This window comes from Streptococcus sp. 27098_8_109 (assembly GCF_041432295.1).
GTDB lineage: Bacteria > Bacillota > Bacilli > Lactobacillales > Streptococcaceae > Streptococcus.
In genome coordinates this window covers 25,377-46,335 of the sequence record NZ_JAPVZJ010000009.1, presented here as the reverse complement: position 1 = coordinate 46,335, position 20,959 = coordinate 25,377, and the positions used below count along the sequence as shown (strand labels likewise).

Annotated in this window: 21 protein-coding genes and 1 riboswitch; of the genes, 6 read left to right on the top strand and 15 right to left on the bottom strand. The window is 42.2% G+C overall.

Annotated features, from left to right (window positions below; all coding sequences use genetic code 11):
* Nucleotides 1-35: 35 nt before the first annotated feature.
* The 9 genes from O3664_RS04990 to uvrA form a co-directional block, all read right to left on the bottom strand.
* Nucleotides 36-1,286, bottom strand: a complete 1,251-nt coding sequence (locus O3664_RS04990) for a folylpolyglutamate synthase/dihydrofolate synthase family protein (RefSeq protein ID WP_371613709.1) — start codon at nt 1,284-1,286, stop codon at nt 36-38.
* Nucleotides 1,287-1,542: 256 nt separating this feature from the next.
* Nucleotides 1,543-1,848 (bottom strand): DUF1292 domain-containing protein, encoded by a 306-nt coding sequence (locus O3664_RS04985; protein WP_000017624.1) that lies wholly within the window; start codon nt 1,846-1,848, stop codon nt 1,543-1,545.
* 15 nt (nt 1,849-1,863) lie between these two features.
* Nucleotides 1,864-2,283, bottom strand: coding sequence for a Holliday junction resolvase RuvX (gene ruvX / locus O3664_RS04980; protein WP_004239076.1), 420 nt, complete (start codon nt 2,281-2,283; stop codon nt 1,864-1,866).
* Between the two features lie 3 nt (nt 2,284-2,286).
* Nucleotides 2,287-2,553, bottom strand: a complete 267-nt coding sequence (locus O3664_RS04975; RefSeq protein ID WP_000507059.1) for an IreB family regulatory phosphoprotein — start codon at nt 2,551-2,553, stop codon at nt 2,287-2,289.
* 86 nt (nt 2,554-2,639) lie between these two features.
* A complete protein-coding gene (locus O3664_RS04970) occupies nt 2,640-3,209 on the bottom strand; it encodes an SP0191 family lipoprotein (RefSeq protein ID WP_000725153.1) in 570 nt (189 codons plus the stop codon).
* Nucleotides 3,210-3,274: 65 nt separating this feature from the next.
* Complete coding sequence (spx, locus tag O3664_RS04965) at nt 3,275-3,673, bottom strand: transcriptional regulator Spx (RefSeq protein WP_000591165.1); 399 nt, start codon at nt 3,671-3,673, stop codon at nt 3,275-3,277.
* A 135-nt stretch (nt 3,674-3,808) separates the two neighbouring features.
* Nucleotides 3,809-6,469, bottom strand: coding sequence for a magnesium-translocating P-type ATPase (gene mgtA, locus O3664_RS04960; protein ID WP_371613708.1), 2,661 nt, complete (start codon nt 6,467-6,469; stop codon nt 3,809-3,811).
* Nucleotides 6,470-6,663: 194 nt separating this feature from the next.
* Nucleotides 6,664-6,814, bottom strand: a riboswitch (M-box (ykoK) riboswitch).
* A 57-nt stretch (nt 6,815-6,871) separates the two neighbouring features.
* A complete protein-coding gene (locus O3664_RS04955) occupies nt 6,872-7,933 on the bottom strand; it encodes a M24 family metallopeptidase (protein WP_371613707.1) in 1,062 nt (353 codons plus the stop codon).
* Nucleotides 7,926-10,757, bottom strand: a complete 2,832-nt coding sequence (gene uvrA / locus O3664_RS04950; protein ID WP_371613706.1) for an excinuclease ABC subunit UvrA — start codon at nt 10,755-10,757, stop codon at nt 7,926-7,928. Before uvrA ends, O3664_RS04955 begins: the two co-directional genes overlap by 8 nt.
* 131 nt (nt 10,758-10,888) lie before the next feature.
* On the opposite strand from uvrA, the gene O3664_RS04945 reads away from it, so the two are divergent.
* The 4 genes from O3664_RS04945 (at nt 10,889) to O3664_RS04930 (ending at nt 14,066) form a co-directional block, all read left to right on the top strand.
* Nucleotides 10,889-11,833, top strand: coding sequence for a magnesium transporter CorA family protein (locus tag O3664_RS04945; protein ID WP_000815623.1), 945 nt, complete (start codon nt 10,889-10,891; stop codon nt 11,831-11,833).
* Nucleotides 11,834-11,844: 11 nt separating this feature from the next.
* Nucleotides 11,845-12,522 carry a DUF1129 domain-containing protein gene (locus tag O3664_RS04940; protein ID WP_000078009.1) on the top strand — a complete coding sequence of 226 codons (678 nt, stop codon included), beginning with the start codon at nt 11,845-11,847 and terminating at the stop codon, nt 12,520-12,522.
* Nucleotides 12,523-12,662: 140 nt separating this feature from the next.
* Nucleotides 12,663-13,697 (top strand): S66 peptidase family protein, encoded by a 1,035-nt coding sequence (locus tag O3664_RS04935; RefSeq protein WP_371613705.1) that lies wholly within the window; start codon nt 12,663-12,665, stop codon nt 13,695-13,697.
* Between the two features lie 105 nt (nt 13,698-13,802).
* Complete coding sequence (locus O3664_RS04930) at nt 13,803-14,066, top strand: SemiSWEET family transporter (protein WP_000166114.1); 264 nt, start codon at nt 13,803-13,805, stop codon at nt 14,064-14,066.
* 84 nt (nt 14,067-14,150) lie between these two features.
* Here O3664_RS04930 and O3664_RS04925 read toward each other — a convergent pair whose 3' ends face one another.
* Genes O3664_RS04925 through mutL form a run of 3 tightly spaced genes read right to left on the bottom strand, consistent with a single transcriptional unit; the run spans nt 14,151 to nt 17,282 of the window.
* On the bottom strand, nt 14,151-14,714 hold the full coding sequence (locus tag O3664_RS04925) for a DNA-3-methyladenine glycosylase I (protein WP_261072386.1): 564 nt from the start codon (nt 14,712-14,714) through the stop codon (nt 14,151-14,153).
* A gap of 9 nt (nt 14,715-14,723) precedes the next feature.
* Nucleotides 14,724-15,317 (bottom strand): Holliday junction branch migration protein RuvA, encoded by a 594-nt coding sequence (gene ruvA / locus O3664_RS04920; protein WP_141230338.1) that lies wholly within the window; start codon nt 15,315-15,317, stop codon nt 14,724-14,726.
* Nucleotides 15,318-15,332: 15 nt separating this feature from the next.
* Nucleotides 15,333-17,282 (bottom strand): DNA mismatch repair endonuclease MutL, encoded by a 1,950-nt coding sequence (gene mutL / locus O3664_RS04915; protein WP_371613704.1) that lies wholly within the window; start codon nt 17,280-17,282, stop codon nt 15,333-15,335.
* 311 nt (nt 17,283-17,593) lie between these two features.
* Between mutL and O3664_RS04910 the strand changes: the two genes are divergently transcribed.
* On the top strand, nt 17,594-18,034 hold the full coding sequence (locus tag O3664_RS04910) for a LytTR family DNA-binding domain-containing protein (RefSeq protein ID WP_371613703.1): 441 nt from the start codon (nt 17,594-17,596) through the stop codon (nt 18,032-18,034).
* On the top strand, nt 18,031-18,489 hold the full coding sequence (locus O3664_RS04905) for a DUF3021 domain-containing protein (RefSeq protein ID WP_371613702.1): 459 nt from the start codon (nt 18,031-18,033) through the stop codon (nt 18,487-18,489). The genes O3664_RS04910 and O3664_RS04905 overlap by 4 nt, the downstream gene beginning before the upstream one ends.
* Before the next feature lie 45 nt (nt 18,490-18,534).
* Here O3664_RS04905 and nrdI read toward each other — a convergent pair whose 3' ends face one another.
* The 3 genes from nrdI to O3664_RS04890 all read right to left on the bottom strand — a co-directional run bounded on the left by nrdI (nt 18,535) and on the right by O3664_RS04890 (nt 20,957).
* The gene (nrdI, locus tag O3664_RS04900; RefSeq protein WP_371613701.1) at nt 18,535-18,999 is read right to left on the bottom strand and encodes a class Ib ribonucleoside-diphosphate reductase assembly flavoprotein NrdI; all 465 of its coding nucleotides are present in this window, start codon (nt 18,997-18,999) and stop codon (nt 18,535-18,537) included.
* Between the two features lie 77 nt (nt 19,000-19,076).
* Nucleotides 19,077-19,610, bottom strand: coding sequence for an ABC transporter permease (locus tag O3664_RS04895; protein ID WP_371613700.1), 534 nt, complete (start codon nt 19,608-19,610; stop codon nt 19,077-19,079).
* A gap of 60 nt (nt 19,611-19,670) precedes the next feature.
* Entirely contained in the window at nt 19,671-20,957 is a 1,287-nt protein-coding gene (locus tag O3664_RS04890; protein WP_153198977.1) for a response regulator transcription factor, read from the bottom strand.
* Nucleotides 20,958-20,959 lie beyond the last annotated feature (2 nt).

Genomic DNA, 20,959 nt, shown 5'->3' with positions numbered 1-20,959 from the left:
TAGTTTCCCTAGTATAACAAGTTCAAAAAAGGAGGTCAATTCATCTGCTCATGGGTCAGCAAGTAGCCCCGTACTTCTGAGATAAAATAGAGAGACCCTGTAACGAACAACAAATCCTGGGCACCTGCTCTTGCTTCAAAATTGCTAATAAATTCTCGGTAAGAAGGAACTATATCGTAACCTGTTACATCTGTTTCATCCAAAGAACCTTGATAGTCAAAGCCGGTCACCTTGAGTTCCACCTGAGACAATTTTTCAGTCAGATAAGCCAACATCCCTTGATAATCCTTCCGTTTCAAGGCTCCAAATAGGATTTGAGGACGATAACCTTCCTGCTCTTTTTCTTTAATAAACTCAACCAAGCGAGCCAAGGCAGGAAGGTTATGAGCACCGTCCAAGTAAATCTGAGGACGAATACGCTCCAAACGCCCAGCCCAATGGGTCTTCTCCAAAGCCTGTCTTACAACCTGTTCATCAACAGCTTCCTTTCCTTCTCTCATAAAGAGAAGAAACGTTTGTAGCGCCAAGGCCGCATTTTCCTGCTGATAAGCTCCTTCTAAACCTATTTTCAACTGTGAAAGGTTAGCCAAAGAGCTTAAAAAATTCCCATTCAGCATTGAAAAATCCCGACCTGCCTGATAAAGGTCAACAGCTAAAGAGTCTGCTTTTTTCTGACAAACAAGCCTAGCTTCTGAAGGCAACTTAGCAATCACTGCCTTTTTACCAGCCTTAAAAATACCAGCTTTCTGCTCTGCAATTGCTGCTATACTGTCACCCAGAGTCTCCTGATGGTCAAGTCCGATAGAGGTGATGACAGCAATCTCTCCAGTTACCACATTAGTCGTGTCAAGTAAGCCGCCAATTCCCACTTCTAATAAAACCAAATCCACCTCTTGCTCTCTAAAATAAAGAAAAGCAATCAAGGTCAGCAATTCAAAAAAGGACAACTGATCATGGGTTTGCAGAAGCATTTTCTCCATCTCCTTGACCTGATTAGCCAAACGAATGAAGTCTGCATCAGCTATTGGTTGCCCGTTAATGCAGATTCGATCATTGATAGAGACGATATGAGGGGAAGTAAAGGTCGCAACTTTTTTGTCATGCCCCATAAATAACTCCCTCATAAAAGCAATGGTAGATCCTTTTCCATTAGTTCCTGTTACGTGGATAATAGGATAAGACTTCTCGGGATTCCCCAACAAATCCACCGCTTGTTGCATTCGGCCCAAACCTGATCGAAAATTCAAACCAATCCGACTATGAAGCCATTCTTCTACTTCAAACATATACATCTCCTTAATTACAGGTTCAATCAACTGCCTCAATAAAGTCTCATAACTAACAAAAACGAGGCCAGGATTTTCGTCCCGACCTCTTACCTGGTTAGCTAATAACTAGCTACTATGAATATTAGCTTGGGGTAAAACATCCACTGGATGTGCCTGCGTTTCTAATTTCTAGCGCAGTGCTAAAAACATCCACCGGATGTTCCAACTCTTTCTAGTTTCTAGGAGTTGGGGTGATACAGTCTCCCAGACTGTATCACTCCTCCATAAAGCTGTTGAAGACTTCTTCAATCATGTTCCATTCGTCTTCTGAGTCTTCTGGGATTGGTTGCAATTCGCCTTCTGTTCCGTCTTCATTTTCGATGAATGAGTAAGCTTGGATTTCAACTTCACCATTTTCATCTTCTTCTGCGTTAACTGGCACTAGCAGAACATAGTTTTTACCAAATTCTTCTTTTCCATCAATGGTCAAAAGGATTTCAAATAAAGTTTCATTTCCTTGTTCATCAACAAGTGTAATCAATTCACGTTCTTCGTGGTCGTGGTTATGATCGTGTGACATAGCCTCTCCTTTATATTAAAATTTTCTATCTAAATAGTTTTGTAAAATCAGCTGAGCTGCTAACTTATCAATGACTTTTTTGCGCTTATTGCGACTAATATCTGCTTGTTCAATCAACATGCGCTCTGCGGCAACTGTTGTCAAGCGTTCATCTTGATAGTCTACTGGTAAACCAAAAAGCTCTTCTAGCTTTGCTCCGTAGGCTTGACTAGCTTCCACGCGCGGTCCGCTTGTATTGTTCATGTTTTTAGGCAAGCCCACTACAAATCGTTCCACCTTGTAAGTATCAACCAACTCCTTAACGCGGTCAAAACCAAATTGACCTTGCTCCTCATTGATTTGGATGATTTCAAGTCCTTGAGCTGTAAAACCAAGCGGATCGCTAATGGCCACCCCTACCGTTTTTGAACCGACGTCCAATCCCATAATTCTCATAGGTTATAGATCGACTCCTTGTCCTTTAAGGTAGTAGCGGACCAATTCTTCAACGATTTCATCGCGCTCATACTTACGGATTTGATTTCGTGCATTATTATAACGAGGAACGTAGGCAGGGTCTCCACTCAATACGTAACCTACGATTTGGTTAATCGGGTTATAACCCTTATCGTTCAACGAAGCATAAACATCAGTCAAAGTTTCGCTAATTTCTTTTTTATTGGAATCGTCCAATTTAAAACGTACTGTTTCTTCAGTAAATCCCATTCTAACACCCTCTTTCCTTAGAATAGTACCATTATAGCATAATTCCTTACGTTCTACAATTCAGGCAGTCTATTTATTTGGATTTTCTACTGTTCTGTCGCGCCATTTGCCAATCTGTCTGAAATATATTTGCTTGGTTCATTCTTCAAGAGATTTTCTAAACCAATATTCTTCAAATATTCTAACTGAGAAGCCTTCTTGACATCCAGAACTTGAAAGTCAAAACTAGTCGTTGTTTGAAGTTCGGTTGCGCTCAATAGTTTGGTTTCAAGCTTAAATCCTGCTAATTTACGAGCTTCTATAATAGCCTCATCCTTCTCCTCTGCCTCGAGAAGAGCTTTTTGAGTTTCTTCCACTCCATGTTGGTCGATATAAGTCTTCAACTCATCAGAAACTGGACGTTTTTGTTGAATCGTTAAGCTCAAAAAAGTCTTGTCCTTGTATGTAATGGTTTGGGTTTGCTGGCTACCATCATCTGACTTGGGCAAGACCAAAGTCTTGGTCACAACTGTATTCTTCTCAGCATTCTCAATAACTGGCAATGCCGACTGAAGCGTATCCTTTTCTGTTTTTGTAGCTGTTCCAGTTTCTTTTTTCTGTCCGCAACCAACCAGGACAAAAAGGAAAGCTAGACTAACAAGAACTATTTTTTTCATTTCTTTCTTCTTTCTGTTTAAGATTAAAATAGAATAAGACTGGGAATTGCTCCCAGCCTTGATGTTTATAGAGCTGCACGCAAACGTGCTTCTGCATTTTCTACATTACGGACAGAGCGTGGTAGGAAGGCACGAATATCGTCTTCCTTGTAGCCAACTTGCAGGCGTTTTTCATCTACAAGGATTGGGCTCTTTAAAATTCTCGGTGTTTCCATAATCAGATTGAGGACTTCATTAACACTCAAATCTTCAATATCCACTCCAAGGGCTTTGGCATAGCGATTTTTAGACGAAACGATGCTGGCTATTCCGTTATCTGTTTTGGTTAGAATATCCAGTAATTCTTCTCGCGTAATTCCTTCTTTACCAAGGTTTTGTTCTTTATAACTTAACTGGTGGGCATTGAGCCAGGTTTTTGCTTTTTTACAGCTAGTACAACTTGAGACTGTATAAATTTTGATCATGTACCTACCCCTTTCGCTACATGTTACTATCAGTTTAGTCTATTATACCATAAAAAACATCCGACTTGCGACCTATTTTTAAATTTTTTTGACTTTTTTCGTCATTTTCGTACTTTTTTCTTGACAAAATGAAATTTACAGCCATTCTTGATATTTTTTGATATAGATTTTTTTCACAATTGTCACGCTAATCATATACAAAATAATGATGAAAAGTAAAAAGATGAAATAAATCGGTTTTAAAGGAGTTAGATGAAGAAGGCTAGCTAGTGGACTGTAGGGAAGGAAGGTCACAAAGGCTGCAGCCAATAAGGTTGTCACAAGAACGAGCCAAGCTGGACGACTTTGTAAAAAGGGAATTTTGGCTGAACGCAGCATATGGATAACCATAGTTTGTGACCACATAGACTCGATAAACCAACCTGTCTGGAACAAGACAATAAAGCCTACGGCAGACTCCGCTCCATGAACATAGGCATGACCTGTCGTCATGGGGACAATGATAAAATAGAGCAAAATAAAGGTCAAAATATCAAAGGCAGAAGAGATCGGACCCATCCAGACCATAAAACGCGTGATGGACTTGGCTTCCCATGTATGCGGATTTCTCAAAAAATCTTTGTCCACCTTGTCAAAAGGCAAGGCAATGCAAGACAAATCATAAACTAGATTTAGGATAATCAAATGGACTGGTGCCATTGGTAAAAATGGTAAAAAGATTCCAGAGACCAATAGGGATAAGATATTTCCAAAATTAGAACTCACTGTCATTTTGATATATTTGGTCATATTAGCATAGACCTTACGACCTTCAACAAGCCCTTTTTCAAGCACCATGAGATCCTTATCAAGTAGGATAACATCAGCTGTTTCTTTGGCAATATCTACTGCTGTATCAACAGAAATCCCCACGTCTGCAACTTTCATGGAAGGGGCATCATTGATCCCATCTCCCATATAGCCGACAGCATGACCATTAGCCTTAAATTGCAAAATAATCCTTGCTTTTTGGTCAGGAGAAAGTTTGGCAAAGACAGTTACCTCCTCTACGGCTTGAGCCAATTCTTGATCACTCATCTGATCAATTTCAGACCCCAACAGCATCTGATTGATATCCAAACCAACCTTTTCACAGACTGCTTGGGTAACTTTTTCGTTATCTCCCGTTAAAATCTTTGTTTGAACTCCATGTTCTAACAGAGCCTTAATTGCTGGTGCTGCAGATGGTTTAGGAGGATCTAGGAAGGCTAAATAACCAGTTAGAATCATATCCCCTTCATCATCAACTGTATAGGCATGTCCTTCCCTCAAACCTGACTTATAGGCTACTCCCAAGACACGCAAACCTTGTTGATTTAGTTGTCTGACTTCTGCTAAAATTTCTTCTCTAATAACATCTGTCAAGGGAGTAATCACTCCTTGGTATTCCGCATGACTGGAAATCGTCAACATTTCCTCTAGGGCACCCTTGGTTACCAAACTAACAACTTCGTGTTCATCCTTAACGATAACACTCATCCGTCTACGTTCAAAATCAAAGGGAAGCTCATCTATTTTTTGAAAAGTTTGAGCCAGATTTTGCAAGAGGGTGTGTTCTTTTGCTTCCTTTTCAGTCCGTTTGATGATGGCTCTATCCATCAAATTTTTCAAGCCCGTTTGAAAATAAGAATTGAGATAAGCTCGTCTCAAGACGGTCAAATCCAAATCTCCATGTATATCCAAAGGATATTCAAGAACAATTTCGTCTTGAGTGAGGGTTCCGGTTTTATCCGTACACAAGATATCAATCGCCCCTAAGTCCTGTATTGCATTGAGTTTCTTGATAACCACTTTTTCCTTGGCCATAATGATGGAGCCCTTTGCTAGACTGGCCGTGATAATCATAGGAAGCATCTCAGGTGTCAATCCAACACCAACACTCAAAGCAAATACGCCAGCTTCCAGCCAGTCACCATCTGTTAAACCATTGGACAAGAAAACGATGGGCACCATGACCAGCATCAAACGAATCAGGAGCCACGAAATACTATTCATCTCCCGTTCAAACGAAGTAGGCTCATCATAGGTGTTCAAAGTCTGCTCAATGGCCCCCATCATGGTATCATCACCAACTGCTAAAACCACGGCCTTGGCACTACCAGACAAGACATTGGTTCCCATAAAGGCGAGCGCTTCTGCCTCTAGCAGACTATCAGATTGTTGAACTGTTGCCTTGGTCAAGGCCAATTTTTCAACCGATTCACTTTCACCTGTCAAGCCCGACTGTTGTACAAAGAAATCGCGCGACTCAAATAAAAGAAGATCTGCTGGAATCATGTCTCCAGCGCTTAATTTAACCACGTCACCCACTACCAAATCATCGATAGGTACTTCTTGGATTTCTCCTTGACGAATGACAGTCGCTGTGTTGACAATCATTTTTGATAGATTGGTCGCAGCCTTATCACTACGGAGTTCTTGGACAAAGCGTATGCCACCAGAAATGAGGACGAGGACAACGATGATAATAGAAGTCGTCGGATCCTCTTGACCTGGTTTTGCCAACCAGACATTGGTCACCAAGGAAATCACGGCGATGACCAGTAAGATGATCGTAAAAGGATTGATAATGGATTCGTAAATTTTTTTGAGGATACTGTCTTCTTGACCCTTTGTGATGGTATTTTCACCATATAGGTCACGATTTTTCTCCACCTGCTCCCCAGTCAAGCCTGTTAGACTTGTCTTATAAAAAGATAGAGTTTCGTTTAAAGATGTATGAATAGCTGTTGCTAATCTTTCTTTTGTAGTTTTCATTGGTTTCTCCTATCTGTATGAATGATGTGTTTCATACACAGAGACCAATCACTTTATAAGGGCAGAACGACACAAATCAGCGATTGGCTGTGTATGTGCGGTTCCGGATGATCGTCAATTTGCATCGTCTATCTCCTTTCTTTGATTTAAACAGTAGAAAATCCCACCATAAAATGGCAGGATTAAAAAACTAATTATCTGTTTTTCGTTCAAGCTTTAACTCCATAGGGCAATGTAATGAGCTTAGTCTTGGCCTTCGCGACCAGGACTGTTGACCAACGAGTAGTGTCTCCACTGCTTTGCGGTAGTCATCCGTATCCCTATGGTAGCCTCACCTACCGTTTTCGTCTTTCAGTATAAACCTTTAAAATTTAAAAGTCAATCATTTGAGTTGTTTGACTCTTAAATAACTATCAACTCTTTTGGAGCCAGGGTCAATAATTCACAACCGGTCTCTGTAATCAGGATATCATCCTCGATACGAACCCCGTATTTACCTTCAATATAGATACCCGGTTCATCGGTCAAGGCCATACCTGCCTTAATAGTTTCTGTAGAAGTCTGGCTAAAGTATGGTTCCTCATGGATATCCAGTCCAATACCGTGTCCAATACCGTGGGTAAAGTAGTCGCCATAGCCCGCCTCGATGATAATATCACGAGGGATTTTGTCAAAGTCACGGAAACCTAATCCTGCCTTAGCCTGATCAATCAAGGCTTGGTTGGCTTTCAAAACCGTATTGTAAATCTCTGCTTGCTCGTCGCTGACATGCCCCAGATAAATAGTCCGTGTCATATCACTGACATAGTGGTCATAAAGGCAACCGAAGTCCATGGTAATGGCTTCTCCCAGCTCCACTGGTTTGTGCATGGGATGGGCATGGGGTTTAGAAGAGTTGATACCGCTAGCTAGGATAGTGTCAAAAGACAAGCCAGATGCTCCCAACTCACGCATACGGAAGTCAAGGAAGTTGGCAATCTCAATTTCAGTTTTTCCTGGTTTAATAAAGTCAAGCGCATCGCGAAAAGCTTGGTCTGAGATAGAACAAGCCTTGCGAATAGCTGCAATCTCTGCCTCATCCTTAATCATTCGAAGACCTTCAACAAACTGAGTTTGTGGAAGCAAGTCCAAACCTGCAAAAGCTACCTGCATACGGTGATAATAAGAGACTGAAATCTCATCTTCAAAACCGATACGAGACAAGCCCATGTCCTTGACAATTCCTGCAATGACAGCCAATTCATCACGGTCTGCTACAATCTCAAAACCACTGGTTTCTTGCTTGGCCGCAATGATATAGCGAGAGTCCGTCACCAAGACCTGGCGGTCACGGCTAATGAAGACTGTCCCATTTGAACCCCAAAAACCAGTCAAATAATAGACGTTTTTAAGGTTATTGATGATAATGCCATCCAGTTCCTTTTCTTGCATTTTAGTTAGAAATGATTGTACGCGTTTATTCATGATGTAACTTTCCTTTCAAATAATGTCCTGTGTAGCTGGCTTCATTGGCAGCTACTTCTTCTGGAGTTCCTGTTGCGATGATGGTTCCACCACCTACACCGCCTTCAGGTCCCAGGTCAATGATATGGTCTGCCGTCTTAATAACATCTAGATTGTGCTCGATAACGAGTACTGTATTGCCATCGTCAACAAAACGAGCTAAAACTTTAAGCAAGCGAGCAATATCCTCAGTATGAAGCCCTGTCGTCGGCTCATCGAGAATGTAGAAAGATTTTCCTGTCGAGCGTTTGTGGAGTTCACTAGCCAGCTTCATACGCTGAGCTTCTCCCCCAGAAAGGGTGGTAGCTGGTTGCCCTAGCGTCACATAGCCTAGCCCTACATCCTTGATGGTCTGAAGTTTGCGTTGAATTTTCGGAATGTGTTGGAAGAATTCCACCGCATCGTTGACGGTCATATCCAAGACCTGCGAGATATTCTTTTCTTTGTAGTGAACTTCTAGGGTTTCACTGTTGTAGCGAGTCCCGTGGCATACTTCACAAGCCACATAAACATCTGGCAGGAAGTGCATCTCAATCTTGATAATCCCGTCACCTGAGCAGGCTTCACAACGACCACCCTTGACATTGAAACTGAAACGTCCCTTTTTGTAACCACGAATCTTAGCCTCATTTGTCTGGGCAAAGAGGTCACGTATATCGTCAAAAACTCCCGTATAGGTAGCAGGGTTAGACCTCGGCGTTCGTCCGATAGGGCTCTGATCAATATCAATCAAGCGGTCTACATGCTCAATCCCTGTAATCGTTTTAAACTTACCAGGTTTGTCTGAATTGCGGTTGAGCTTCTGGGCAATAGCTTTTTTGAGAATGCTATTGATTAGGGTCGATTTCCCTGAGCCCGACACCCCTGTCACTGCGATGAATTTTCCTAGTGGGAAGCGAGCTGTGACATTTTGCAGGTTGTTCTCACGCGCTCCCGTCACCTCGATAAAACGACCATTACCAACACGGCGTTCTTCTGGTACTGGAATGGCACGTTTGCCTGACAAGTACTGGCCTGTGATAGACTTACTGTTACGAGCTACCTGTTTGGGCGTACCTGCCGCAACAATCTCCCCACCAAAAACACCCGCACCAGGACCAACGTCAATCAGATAATCAGCCTCACGCATGGTATCTTCGTCATGTTCCACCACGATAAGAGTATTGCCCAAGTCACGCATCTTTTTGAGACTGGCAATCAGACGGTCATTATCCCTCTGGTGAAGACCGATTGACGGCTCGTCTAGAATATAAAGAACACCTGATAGGTTAGAACCAATCTGGGTCGCCAAGCGAATACGCTGACTTTCCCCACCTGAAAGAGTTCCTGCCGAACGTGACAGGGTCAGATAGTTAAGACCCACGTTATTAAGGAAAGTCAAACGGTCCTTGATTTCCTTGAGAATGGGCCGAGCAATGATGGCTTCATTTTCAGAAAGAGTCAACTGACTGACTAATTCCAAGTGGTCTGCGATAGACAGGTCTGAAATTTCTCCGATATGTGGTCCTTGCGCACCACCAACACGGACAGACAAGGCCTGGTCATTGAGACGGTAACCATGACAGGTTCCGCAGGTCAGCTCATTCATGTAAAGGCGCATCTGGGTGCGAGTGTAGTCACTATTAGTTTCATGGTAGCGACGTTTGATATTATTAACAACTCCCTCAAAAGGAATATCGATATCGCGCACGCCACCAAATTCATTCTCATAGTGGAAATGGAATTCCTTACCATCTGAGCCGTAGAGAATCAAGTTCTTATCTTCTTCTGACAAGTCCTCAAAAGGCTTATCCATATCCACTCCAAAGGCTGTCATAGCCTGCTCTAGCATGTTTGGATAGTAGTTGGATGAGATAGGATTCCACGGAGCCAAGGCTCCCTCACGTAAGGTTTTGCTGGCATCTGGCACTACCAAATCAGTATCCACCTCCAGCTTGATGCCCAAGCCATCACACTCACTACAAGAACCAAAAGGAGCATTGAAGGAGAAGAGACGCGGCTCTAACTCTGGAACAGTAAAGCCACAAACTGGACAGGCATAATGCTCAGAGAAGAGCAACTCAGAATCGTCCATGGTGTCGATAATGACATAGCCTTCTGCGATACGAAGGGCAGCCTCAATAGAATCAAAGAGACGACTACGAATGCCCTCCTTGATAACAATACGATCAACCACGACATCAATATTGTGTTGCTTGCTCTTAGATAACTCTGGCACTTCGGTCACATCATAGACTTCCCCATCCACACGGACACGGACATACCCATCTTTCTGAACCTTCTCGATAACACTCTTATGTTGGCCTTTTTTCTTGCGGATGACAGGGGCCAAGATCTGCAAGCGCTGGCGTTCAGGCAATTCTAAAACCTTATCCACGATTTGCTCCACTGAAGAGGCCTTGATAGCTCCATGCCCGTTGATACAGTAAGGCGTCCCCACACGTGCGTAGAGGAGACGCAGATAGTCATTGATTTCAGTCGTTGTTCCCACCGTCGAGCGAGGGTTTTTACTAGTCGTTTTCTGGTCGATAGAAATAGCTGGGCTGAGACCATCAATAGCATCTACATCAGGCTTCTCCATATTCCCCAAGAACTGACGAGCATAGGCTGACAAACTCTCCACATAGCGACGTTGCCCCTCCGCATAGAGGGTATCAAAGGCCAGACTGGATTTCCCTGAACCTGACAAACCGGTCACAACAACCAACTTGTCTCGCGGAATCTCCACATCAATATTTTTTAAATTATGGGCACGCGCCCCATGAATGACAATTTTATCTTGCATTTTTGTTCTTTCTAGTCCATTATTGCTTACCATTATACCAAAAAAAGTGAGATTCTATTACCCAAAAGACTTAATTTGTAGTATAATAGTACGGTGTGAAAAAATCTGAAAAATGAGAAAGGATAAGGGATATGAAACAAGTTTTTCTCTCTACAACAACTGAATTTAAAGAGATCGATACACTTGAACCGGGTACTTGGATCAATCTCGTCAATCCAACTCAAAATGAATCACTCGAAATCGCCAACGCCTTCGATATCGATATTGCCGACCTTCGAGCACCGCTCGATGCGGAAGAAATGTCTCGTATTACGATTGAAGACGAGTACACCCTGATTATCGTTGACGTGCCGGTCACAGAAGAAAGAAATAATCGCACCTACTACGTAACCATCCCGCTTGGTATTATCATCACAGAGGAAACCATCATCACTACTTGTTTGGAACCATTACCGGTCCTCGATGTCTTTATCAACCGTCGATTGCGTAATTTCTACACCTTCATGCGTTCACGTTTTATCTTTCAGATTCTCTATCGCAATGCAGAGCTTTACCTAACAGCCCTTCGTTCGATTGACCGTAAGAGTGAACAAATCGAAAGTCAACTGCATCAATCAACTCGTAATGAAGAATTGATTGAGCTCATGGAATTGGAAAAAACCATCGTCTATTTCAAGGCTTCCCTCAAAACAAATGAGCGTGTGATTAAGAAATTGACCAGCTCAACCAGCAATATCAAGAAATACCTTGAAGACGAAGACCTGCTTGAAGACACCCTGATTGAAACCCAACAGGCCATCGAAATGGCAGACATTTATGGAAATGTCTTGCACTCTATGACAGAGACCTTTGCCTCTATCATTTCCAACAACCAGAACAACATTATGAAAACCTTGGCCCTTGTGACCATCGTCATGTCCATCCCAACCATGGTCTTTTCTGCCTACGGGATGAACTTTAAGGATAATGAAATCCCCCTAAACGGCGAGCCAAATGCCTTCTGGTTAATCGTCTTTATCGCCTTTGCTATGAGTGTCTCGCTCACTCTCTATCTCATCCATAAAAAATGGTTCTAAGAGGAGTTCCTATGTCTCAGATTGATCTACAAAAATTAACTAAGAAAAACCAAGAGTTTGTCCACATCGCTACCCAACAATTCATCAAAGATGGGAAAACAGACGCTGAAATCAAGGCTATTTTTGAGGAAGTCATTCCCAAAATCCTTGAAGAGCAAGCCAAGGGTACGACTGCTCGTTCCCTCTATGGCGCACCGACCCACTGGGCTCATAGTTTCACTGTCAAGGAACAATATGAAAAAGAGCATCCAAAAGAAAATGATGATCCAAAACTCATGATTATGGACTCAGCCCTTTTCATCACTAGCCTCTTTGCCCTCGTCAGTGCCCTCACAACTTTCTTTGCAGCAGATCAGGCTTTCGGCTATGGACTTGTCACTCTCCTGCTAGTTGGACTTGTTGGTGGATTTGCCTTCTACTTGATGTACTACTTTGTTTACCAATACTATGGACCAGATATGGACCGCAGCCAACGTCCACCTTTCTGGAAATCTGTACTGGTTATCCTAGCTTCTATGTTCCTTTGGTTGCTTGTCTTCTTTGCAACAAGCTTCCTACCAGCTAGCCTTAACCCAGTACTTGCTCCATTGCCACTGGCTATTATCGGAGCAGCCCTCCTAGCCCTTCGCTTCTATCTCAAGAAACGCTTGAATATCCGCAGCGCAAGTGCAGGACCAACACGCTATTAAGAAGAATCATAAAAGCAACTGCAGATGCGGTTGCTTTTTTACTACTTTCTTGATTTAAAAGTATTCTTATGACATCCCACATAGCTCTATCTAATCTTTTGTGATAAAATAGGCTCAATCTAATTCTAGGAGGATAAGATATGATTTCTACTATTGGTATTGTTAGTTTATCTAGTGGCATTATCGGAGAGGACTTTGTCAAACACGAAGTGGACTTGGGTGTCCAACGTCTCAAGGATCTGGGACTCAATCCTATCTTTTTGCCCCATTCTCTAAATGGATTAGACTTTATCAAGAACCATCCTGAAGCGCGTGCAGAGGATTTGATTCATGCCTTTTCTGATGATAGCATCGATATGATCCTATGTGCCATCGGTGGAGATGATACCTATCGCCTACTATCTTATCTTTTTGAAAATGACCAACTACAAAAGGTTATCAAACAAAAAATTTTTCTTGGCTTCTCGGATACAACCATGAACCATCTCATGTTGCATAAACTAGGAATCAAGACTTTTTATGGTCAATCCTTCTTAGCAGACATTTGTGAATTAGAAAAAGAAATGCTAACCTATAGCCTTCACTACTTTAAAGAATTGATTGAGACGGGAAGAATCTCAGAAATCCGCTCTAGTGACGTTTGGTATGATGAAAGGACTGACTTCAGTCCCAAGGCTCTGGGGACACCTCGTGTCAGTCATACAAATACCGGTTTTGAGTTGTTGCAAGGAAATGCCCAGTTCGAGGGGAAAATCCTCGGTGGTTGCCTCGAATCCCTCTACGATATCTTTGACAACTCTCGATACGCAGATAGCACGGAGCTCTGCCAAGAATACAAACTTTTCCCTGACTTGTCAGACTGGGAAGGAAAGATCCTCTTGCTAGAGACAAGCGAAGAAAAGCCTGAGCCGGAAGACTTCAAAAAGATGTTACAAACTTTAAAGAACACTGGTATATTCAAGGTCATCAGCGGACTCTTGGTCGGGAAACCTATGGATGAAACTTTCTATGACGACTATAAAGAGGCACTATTGGATATCATTGACAGCAATATTCCAATTGTCTATAATCTGAATGTCGGCCACGCAACTCCGAGAGCAATTGTCCCCTTCGGAGTCCATGCCTATGTAGATGCACAGGAGCAAGTCATTCGCTTTGACTATAACAAAAAATAAATAGTGTCTCTATTTTTGTGCTTTTGTATTCGTTTTCGTTACAATTTGTATCTGAATTTATTGCATTTCGCTAATTTCTATGATATCCTTTTGAAGGAGGTGTATATGACAAAACAAAAAATTAATCGAATCGTAGGTTCTATTGGTGCCTTTATTGGAATCATAGTATTTATTGCCTACATACCTCAAATTATCGCTAATTTACAGGGAAATAAAGCTCAACCATTTCAACCTTTATCAGCTGCTATATCTTGCTTAATCTGGGTTATTTATGGATGGACAAAGGAACCTAAGAAGGATTGGATACTAATCATTCCAAATTCAGCTGGTGTTATTTTAGGTGGAATCACTTTTTTGACTTCACTCTAACAAATCTAATAGTATATATAAAAAGCTGGGAAAAATTTCTCAGCTTTTTTCTATATTCTCAGATATGCTAGTTACCTGTACATACTAACGACCGCTTTTCCACTCACAATCATTCTCATGGTCATCAACTAGCCCTGCAGCCTGTAGAAAAGACAAGACGGCGACTGGGCCTGTGAACTTGAAGCCTCGTTTTTTGAGATCTTTGGCTAACTTCTCAGACAGAGGTGTTTTAGCTGGGGCTTGGCGGTAATCGGGAACATCGTTAACGATCGTTTTCCCCTCAACAAAAGACCAAAGATAGGCATCAAAAGAGCCGTACTCTGCCTGTAGTCGTAGAAAGGCTTGGGCGTTAGCGCGTGTAGCAAAAATCTTGGCTCTATTTCGGATGATGGCTGGATTATCCAGCAAGTTTTCCAATTCGGTGTCGGTCATCTCTGCGACCGCTTGAATTTGATAGCCATAAAATGCTTCTCGGAAAGCTTGGCGTTTGTTTAGTACCGTTTCCCAAGACAGGCCTGCCTGATAGGTTTCCATACACAACAACTCAAACAATGCTTGGTCATCATGGAGGGGCTGACCCCACTCCTCATCATGATAGGCAATGTAGAGCGGATTGGTCATCTTGACCCACGAACAACGTTTTGTCATGCTCTACTCCTATTTGACCAACATTTTAAGGGCGGACTTGATATAGTTCTCAGCTGTATCTGTCGTTCCTTCAAAGAATTTCTTGATTTTCTTGAGCTCTGTTGCCTTGTAGCCCAGAGCCAACATTGCTTCCATGGCTTCTTCCAATTCTTGGTTTTCTGCGCTAGCTTGTACTGCCACCTTAGCAGGAAGGTCATCTCCTGCAACTACTACCTTGCCTTCCAAGTCCAACACCATCTGCTGGGCTGTTTTCTTACCAATTTTAGGGAACTTAGTCAAGTAGGTGATGTTCTTGGTTTCGATGGCTTGAACCAAGCCAGCATTGTCATCGGCAGCGATAATGGCCAGAGCTGATACAGGACCAATCCCAGAGACCGAAATCAGACTGAGAAAGAGCTTTTTCTCGTCTTCTGAGCGAAATCCATAAAGTAGATGGGCATCCTCACGTACGACCTGATGCACATAAATTTGAGCTTCTTGGTTGACCTGTCCTGAGTAAGCATAGGGATTGGCCACATGCAGGATATAACCGATACCGTTGACTTCAAACACAATGTATTTAGCAGTAATTTTGGTAATGATTCCTTTTAAATATTCGTACATAGTTTTCCTTTTAGTTTAATATTTCCCCAATTCACGAAGACTAGTGTGATTTTCCTGAATACGTCGGAACATCTTTTCCATATCCGACTTGGTGAAATGCACCAAAACAGGACGTCCGTGGGGACAGTTGTAGGGATTGTCACATTGAGAGAGCTGATAGAGGAGCTGTCTAGCCGAATGGTCGTCAATACGATGGTTGGCCTTGATAGACCGTTTGCAGGACATCATAATAGCCAACTCTGCTCGGTATTTCTTGATAGAAACTTCCTTGGTCAAGAATAGCATGTCACACATTTCATAGATGCCTGATTCAATCTCTTCTTCTGCCATCCAAATAGGATGTTCACGTAAGATAAATTGATTTTCCCCGTACTCTGCTAGAAAGACGCCCACTTCCTCCAAAAGTGCCATTCTTTCCTTGAGACGCAGAGCATCATCCGCTGGAAATTCAAAGATATAGGGCACTAGGAGTTGCTGCTGGCTCTGGTCAACATTGCCAATGCTTTCACGGTATTCCTCATATTTAACCCGTTCCTGAGCTGCGTGTTGGTCTATGATGTAGAGCCCGTCTCGCCCTTGGGCAAAGAGATAGGTTCCATGCATTTGCCCGAAAAATTCCAACTCTGGGAAGCTTGATGATTCTTCTCGCTCCAGCTTGTCATAAGCCTTATCAAGACTCGCAAGGTCTAACTCTGGGTGATCTAGCTGATCGTAGTTAGCAGGTTTTCTCTCTGCAAAATGCAGTTTTGCTGGCTTGGTCAATTGATCCAAGGTTTCCTTGGCAAACAGGGTTAAATCCTGTTTCTCTTCAGTCAGATTCACCTGATAATCAGCTACCTCAGCTTGACTAAATCTTGACGAATCAGTTTTCTCATAGTAGAGAGTATTTTCTTTGAGTGGGAGAATAGTTTGCTCCACCTTCTCACGATTGCGGACGGTCGATTTGGCAAGATTTTCCAAGGCATCTGGTATCAGGGTTTGTTCCTTGAGACTGTTTGCAATAGCTTCTGAAACCAGGGTCATCAGTTCCTTTTCCTTGGAAATCCGCACTTCTTGCTTGGTTGGGTGCACATTGACATCCGCTAGATAAGGGTCGATATGAATGTGAATGACAGCCAGTGGAAAACGGCCTACCATAAGCTTACTACCATAGCCGTCTAGAATTGCACGATTGAGCAGGAAATTCTTTATATAACGGCCATTGATGAAGAGGCTGATATAATTGCGATTGGCCCGAGTTAACTCAGGCAAGGACACAAAACCTGAAATTTCGAAATCTAGGTCAGAATTCTCAATTTCAATCATCTTCTTGGCACTCGCCAAACCGTAAATCCCTGCGATAGCTTGGCGCAATTGACCAGTCCCAGCTGTCCGCGTCATCTCCTTGCCATCACTGATCAAACTAAAAGAAATCTCAGGATGGGCCAAGCCCAGACGGTTGACAATATCAATGATATGAGACAACTCTGCTTGCTGACTCTTCATATACTTGAGGCGGGCAGGCGTGTTGAAAAAGAGGTCCTCCACACAAACCTTGGTCCCCACAGGGCTAGTCGCTGGAATGGCTTCTTCAACTTCTCCCCCACGCGCGACTAACTTGGTTCCATGACTTGCTCCCTCAACTGCTGTCAAAAGGGTCAGAACACTAACAGAAGCGATAGAAGGTAGGGCTTCACCACGAAAACCAAGCGTCCGAATCCGAAAGAGGTCTGCTTGATTTTTTATCTTACTGGTCGCATGACGACGCAGGGCCAATTCTACTTCATCGTGGGCAATTCCATGACCATTATCTGTGATTTGAATCTTCTTGAGACCAGCTTCTTCAATCTCAATGATAATCTGACTAGAGCCCGCATCAATAGCATTTTCTACCAACTCTTTTACCACACTAGCAGGACGCTCAATGACCTCTCCTGCCGCAATCTGGTTTGCCAGCACCTCTGGCAATTCAATAATATGAGACATCTTTCAGCCCCTTTCCGTATCTATTTTCCTAGAAATTGATTAGTGCTATTATACCATATTTCAGAAAGGACAGAAAAGCAAGCGCCACATAGGAGTAAAATCCCGCCACATAGACAAAGTCCCTTGCCAGGGGGCATAAAATAGTGGTATACTCAATAAAAATCAAAGAGCAAACTAGAAAGCTAGGTGCAGACAGTACTTTAGTACGGCAAGACGACGCTGACGTGGTTTGAATTTGATTTTTGAAGAGTATTAATAAAGATGTACAAGAAGTGATCACAATTTTGTATGAAAAACAAGGAGAGAAATTTATGAAAGTAGAACTACAGATTAGTGAGACTTACAAGGAGGAAAAGCTGATTGTCCAAGCACCTCAAGAAAGCGAAAAAGTCCAAAAAGTCATCGAGTTCGCAGAAAATCTTGACCAAAAAGAAACAATCAAAGGAAAGATTGATGATCAGGTCTATCTAGTTAAGATTGGTAAGATACAGCGCTTCTATATCGAGAATCGGAAGGTTCTTGCAGAAACGGCTAGCCAGACCTACAATATTGATTTACGACTCTATCAGGTTCTTGAAATTCTGCCAACCAATTTTATCCAAATTTCCCAATCAGAAATCATCAATATCAACTCCATCTCTCATCTCAAGCTAACCCCAAACGGCCTAGTAGAAATTTTCTTGAAAAACGAAAGCTTCACCTATTCTTCACGCCGTTATCTAAAAACCATCAAGGAGAAATTAGAACTATGAAAAAACAAATCTTCCACGACGCAGCTGCTGGTGTCCTCATCGGCCTCATCCTCTCTATCATCTTTTCACTCATTTATGCACCAAATACCTACGCACCACTGAGTCCTGAATCTCTGATCGGACAAGTGATGGCTCAACATCAGGTTCACGGTGCCTTGGTCTTGCTCTACTGTACTCTTATCTGGGCAGCCATCGGTATTCTCTTCAACTTTGGTAAACGATTATTCAGCCGTGACTGGAGCTTGCTCCGTGCAACTATGACCCATTTCTTCCTCATGCTAGTAGGCTTTATCCCACTAGCGACCCTAGCAGGTTGGTTCCCCTTCCACTGGATTTTTTATCTCCAGCTCATTATCGAGTTTGCGATTGTCTACCTCATCATTTGGGCTATTCTCTATAAAAGAGAAGCTAAAAAAGTAGACCATATCAATCAACTCTTGGAGCATAGAAAGTAAAAGTTCTGATAAAACTGCCTAGGATAAAAAAAGCCAAGCCGAAGCTCAACTTTCCAACTCATACAAATCTGCGATAATCGCTGCGACACGTTTGATATCTCCAAGCATGCCCCGCATTTCAAAATCAGCCAATACAGGGAAACCAAAACGTTGACTGTATTGCTTGGCTGTCAGGCAGTATTGGTTATTAAAGTTACGATTTCCTGAACCAACCACACCAAAACACTTACTAGCATTGTCACCATAGGCGATAAAATCTCCCACTGGTGTCGTCAAAATCTCGATATCTCCGTTATCAACGCCATTCCCACCTTCTAGGTAGGTCGGTAAAAAAGCGACATAAGGATGGTCCATTTCATAGAAATCTTGGCCTTCTTTGACCAAATCCTTGATATGAATCTTTTGAACCTCAATTCCCTCGTACTGGGACAAGAGATAATCTTTCAAGCGTGTCACAAAACTCTCAGTGTTTCCACTCAGACTGATATAAACTAAATAAATTGTCTTCATATGTACCTCCATGATTTTATCTATAATCGAAAAATAACTACCAAGATTGTAACTTGATAGTTATTTTTTGTCAATACTTAGGTAAGTTCTTCTGTTTCCTCTTCTTCTGCCAAGGCTTTCTGTTGACGCCACATCTTATAGAAGACAAGGGCTAAGAAGAGAACATTGATGACGATATAGAGAATGCTAACAGCTTTTGAAACAACACTTATCCCTAAACGCATAGTTTCATCTTGAACCAACTGCACAGCGTCTTGCAAAGTCACATAGCTATAAATTGAACCAATAATAGCTAGCAAAACATAGCCGACATAAGTATAGTTTGCATACTGCAAATTCTTACGAACAAGGAAGACAATCGCTACTACCACTAAAATAGCAGATAGCACAATCAAGGCTATATTAAAGATAGAATGAGTTGATTCTGCTACTCTATAGGTGTAATTGAGCTGGTCTTCTAATTGCTGAGCACTGACCCCTGCAACTTGTTTCTGAGCGGCACGAAGAGCTTCTTTGCTAGGTAAGGGACTCAACATTCCAAACAGAGACGTAGCTGAAATAAGAGCAGACAAGATTAGCAAGACCCATAGATAAATCGGTTTCTTTTTCATAATAGAACCTCCTGATATTATTATCGATATTATAGCACTTTTTGTAAAGGGATACAAATATTATAGCGTCGTTTCTACCTGTTTTCGGTAAGCTTTTGGCGATTTTCCGCACAATTTTCGGAACACTTTATAGAAATATCCAACATTACTGTAACCAACAGCATAACAAATATCTTCGATACTGTCACTAGTCGAAAGCAAGAGCTGTTGGGCGGCCTTAATGCGTTGTTTATTTAAAAGCTCTGCGAAGGTCGAATTGGTTTCACGCTTAATCAACTGCCCCAGATAGACAGGATTGATAAAAAGATCCTTACTGATATCCTTGAGGGAAAGTTCCTTCTGATAATCACGACCAATAACTTCTAGCACACTAACCACATTTTCATTCATTCGATATTGCCCAAAGAATCGAGTCAGAGTTTCCTTGATATAAGGAACCAATTCATCGAAGGATTGAATAGCATGAATGGTTTTGACAATGTCCGTCATATCATCAGCTTTGAGGTGTTCAAACAAGTGGAAGACATCCATGACAAACTGGATAAAAAGCTGTTTGGTAATCGGAACACGCGGCGTATTTTCAAGAACCACCTTCTCCAAGAGATTTAACTCTTCTACGATTTGATTGAGATTTCCCTGAATGATAACCCTATAAATCGGTTCGTAATAGGTAAAGAGACTCTCAGACTGTTGTAGATTTACAGAGCCGTAAAAGAGGGCTTTCTCAGCATTCAACTTCCAGCGTTCAAAGTGTTCTTGATAAGGAGCTTCAAAGGGAGTAACGACTAAACCATCTAGGGGTTTATCAGAAATAAAAATCTGCCAGTCTTGACCCAAGACATAGTAGGGAATGGTAAAAGATCCTTGTTTTTCCTTGGATAGGCCTATCCACCAATTCTCCTCACCTCCTAGATAACTAACAAATCCAGCCTCATCTAAATCTTGACTAAGGGTCTGACTTTTCTTTCCTCTCTCGCCGAGCTGACCTGCAATCTTCTCCAGCAGATTTCCCAACTCTACCTTATCAACAGGTTTGACCAAATAGTCCACCACACTAAGGTTCATGGCTCTTTTTACATAATCAAACTCCTGATAACCCGAGAGAAGGATATAGGCAATATCTGGTAAGATTTCTTTCATCTCCCGAATCATATCAAGCCCTGTTTTATCGGGCATATTGACATCTGAAATGATGACATCGACAGGATTTTCCTGAACATATTCTAGGGCTTCATCGGCATGACTGGCTGTTGCGACGACCTCCATATCCCACTTATCAAAGGGAATCAAACGTTTCAGACCTTCTGTCACCATGTACTCATCATCTACTAATAATACTTTATACATTT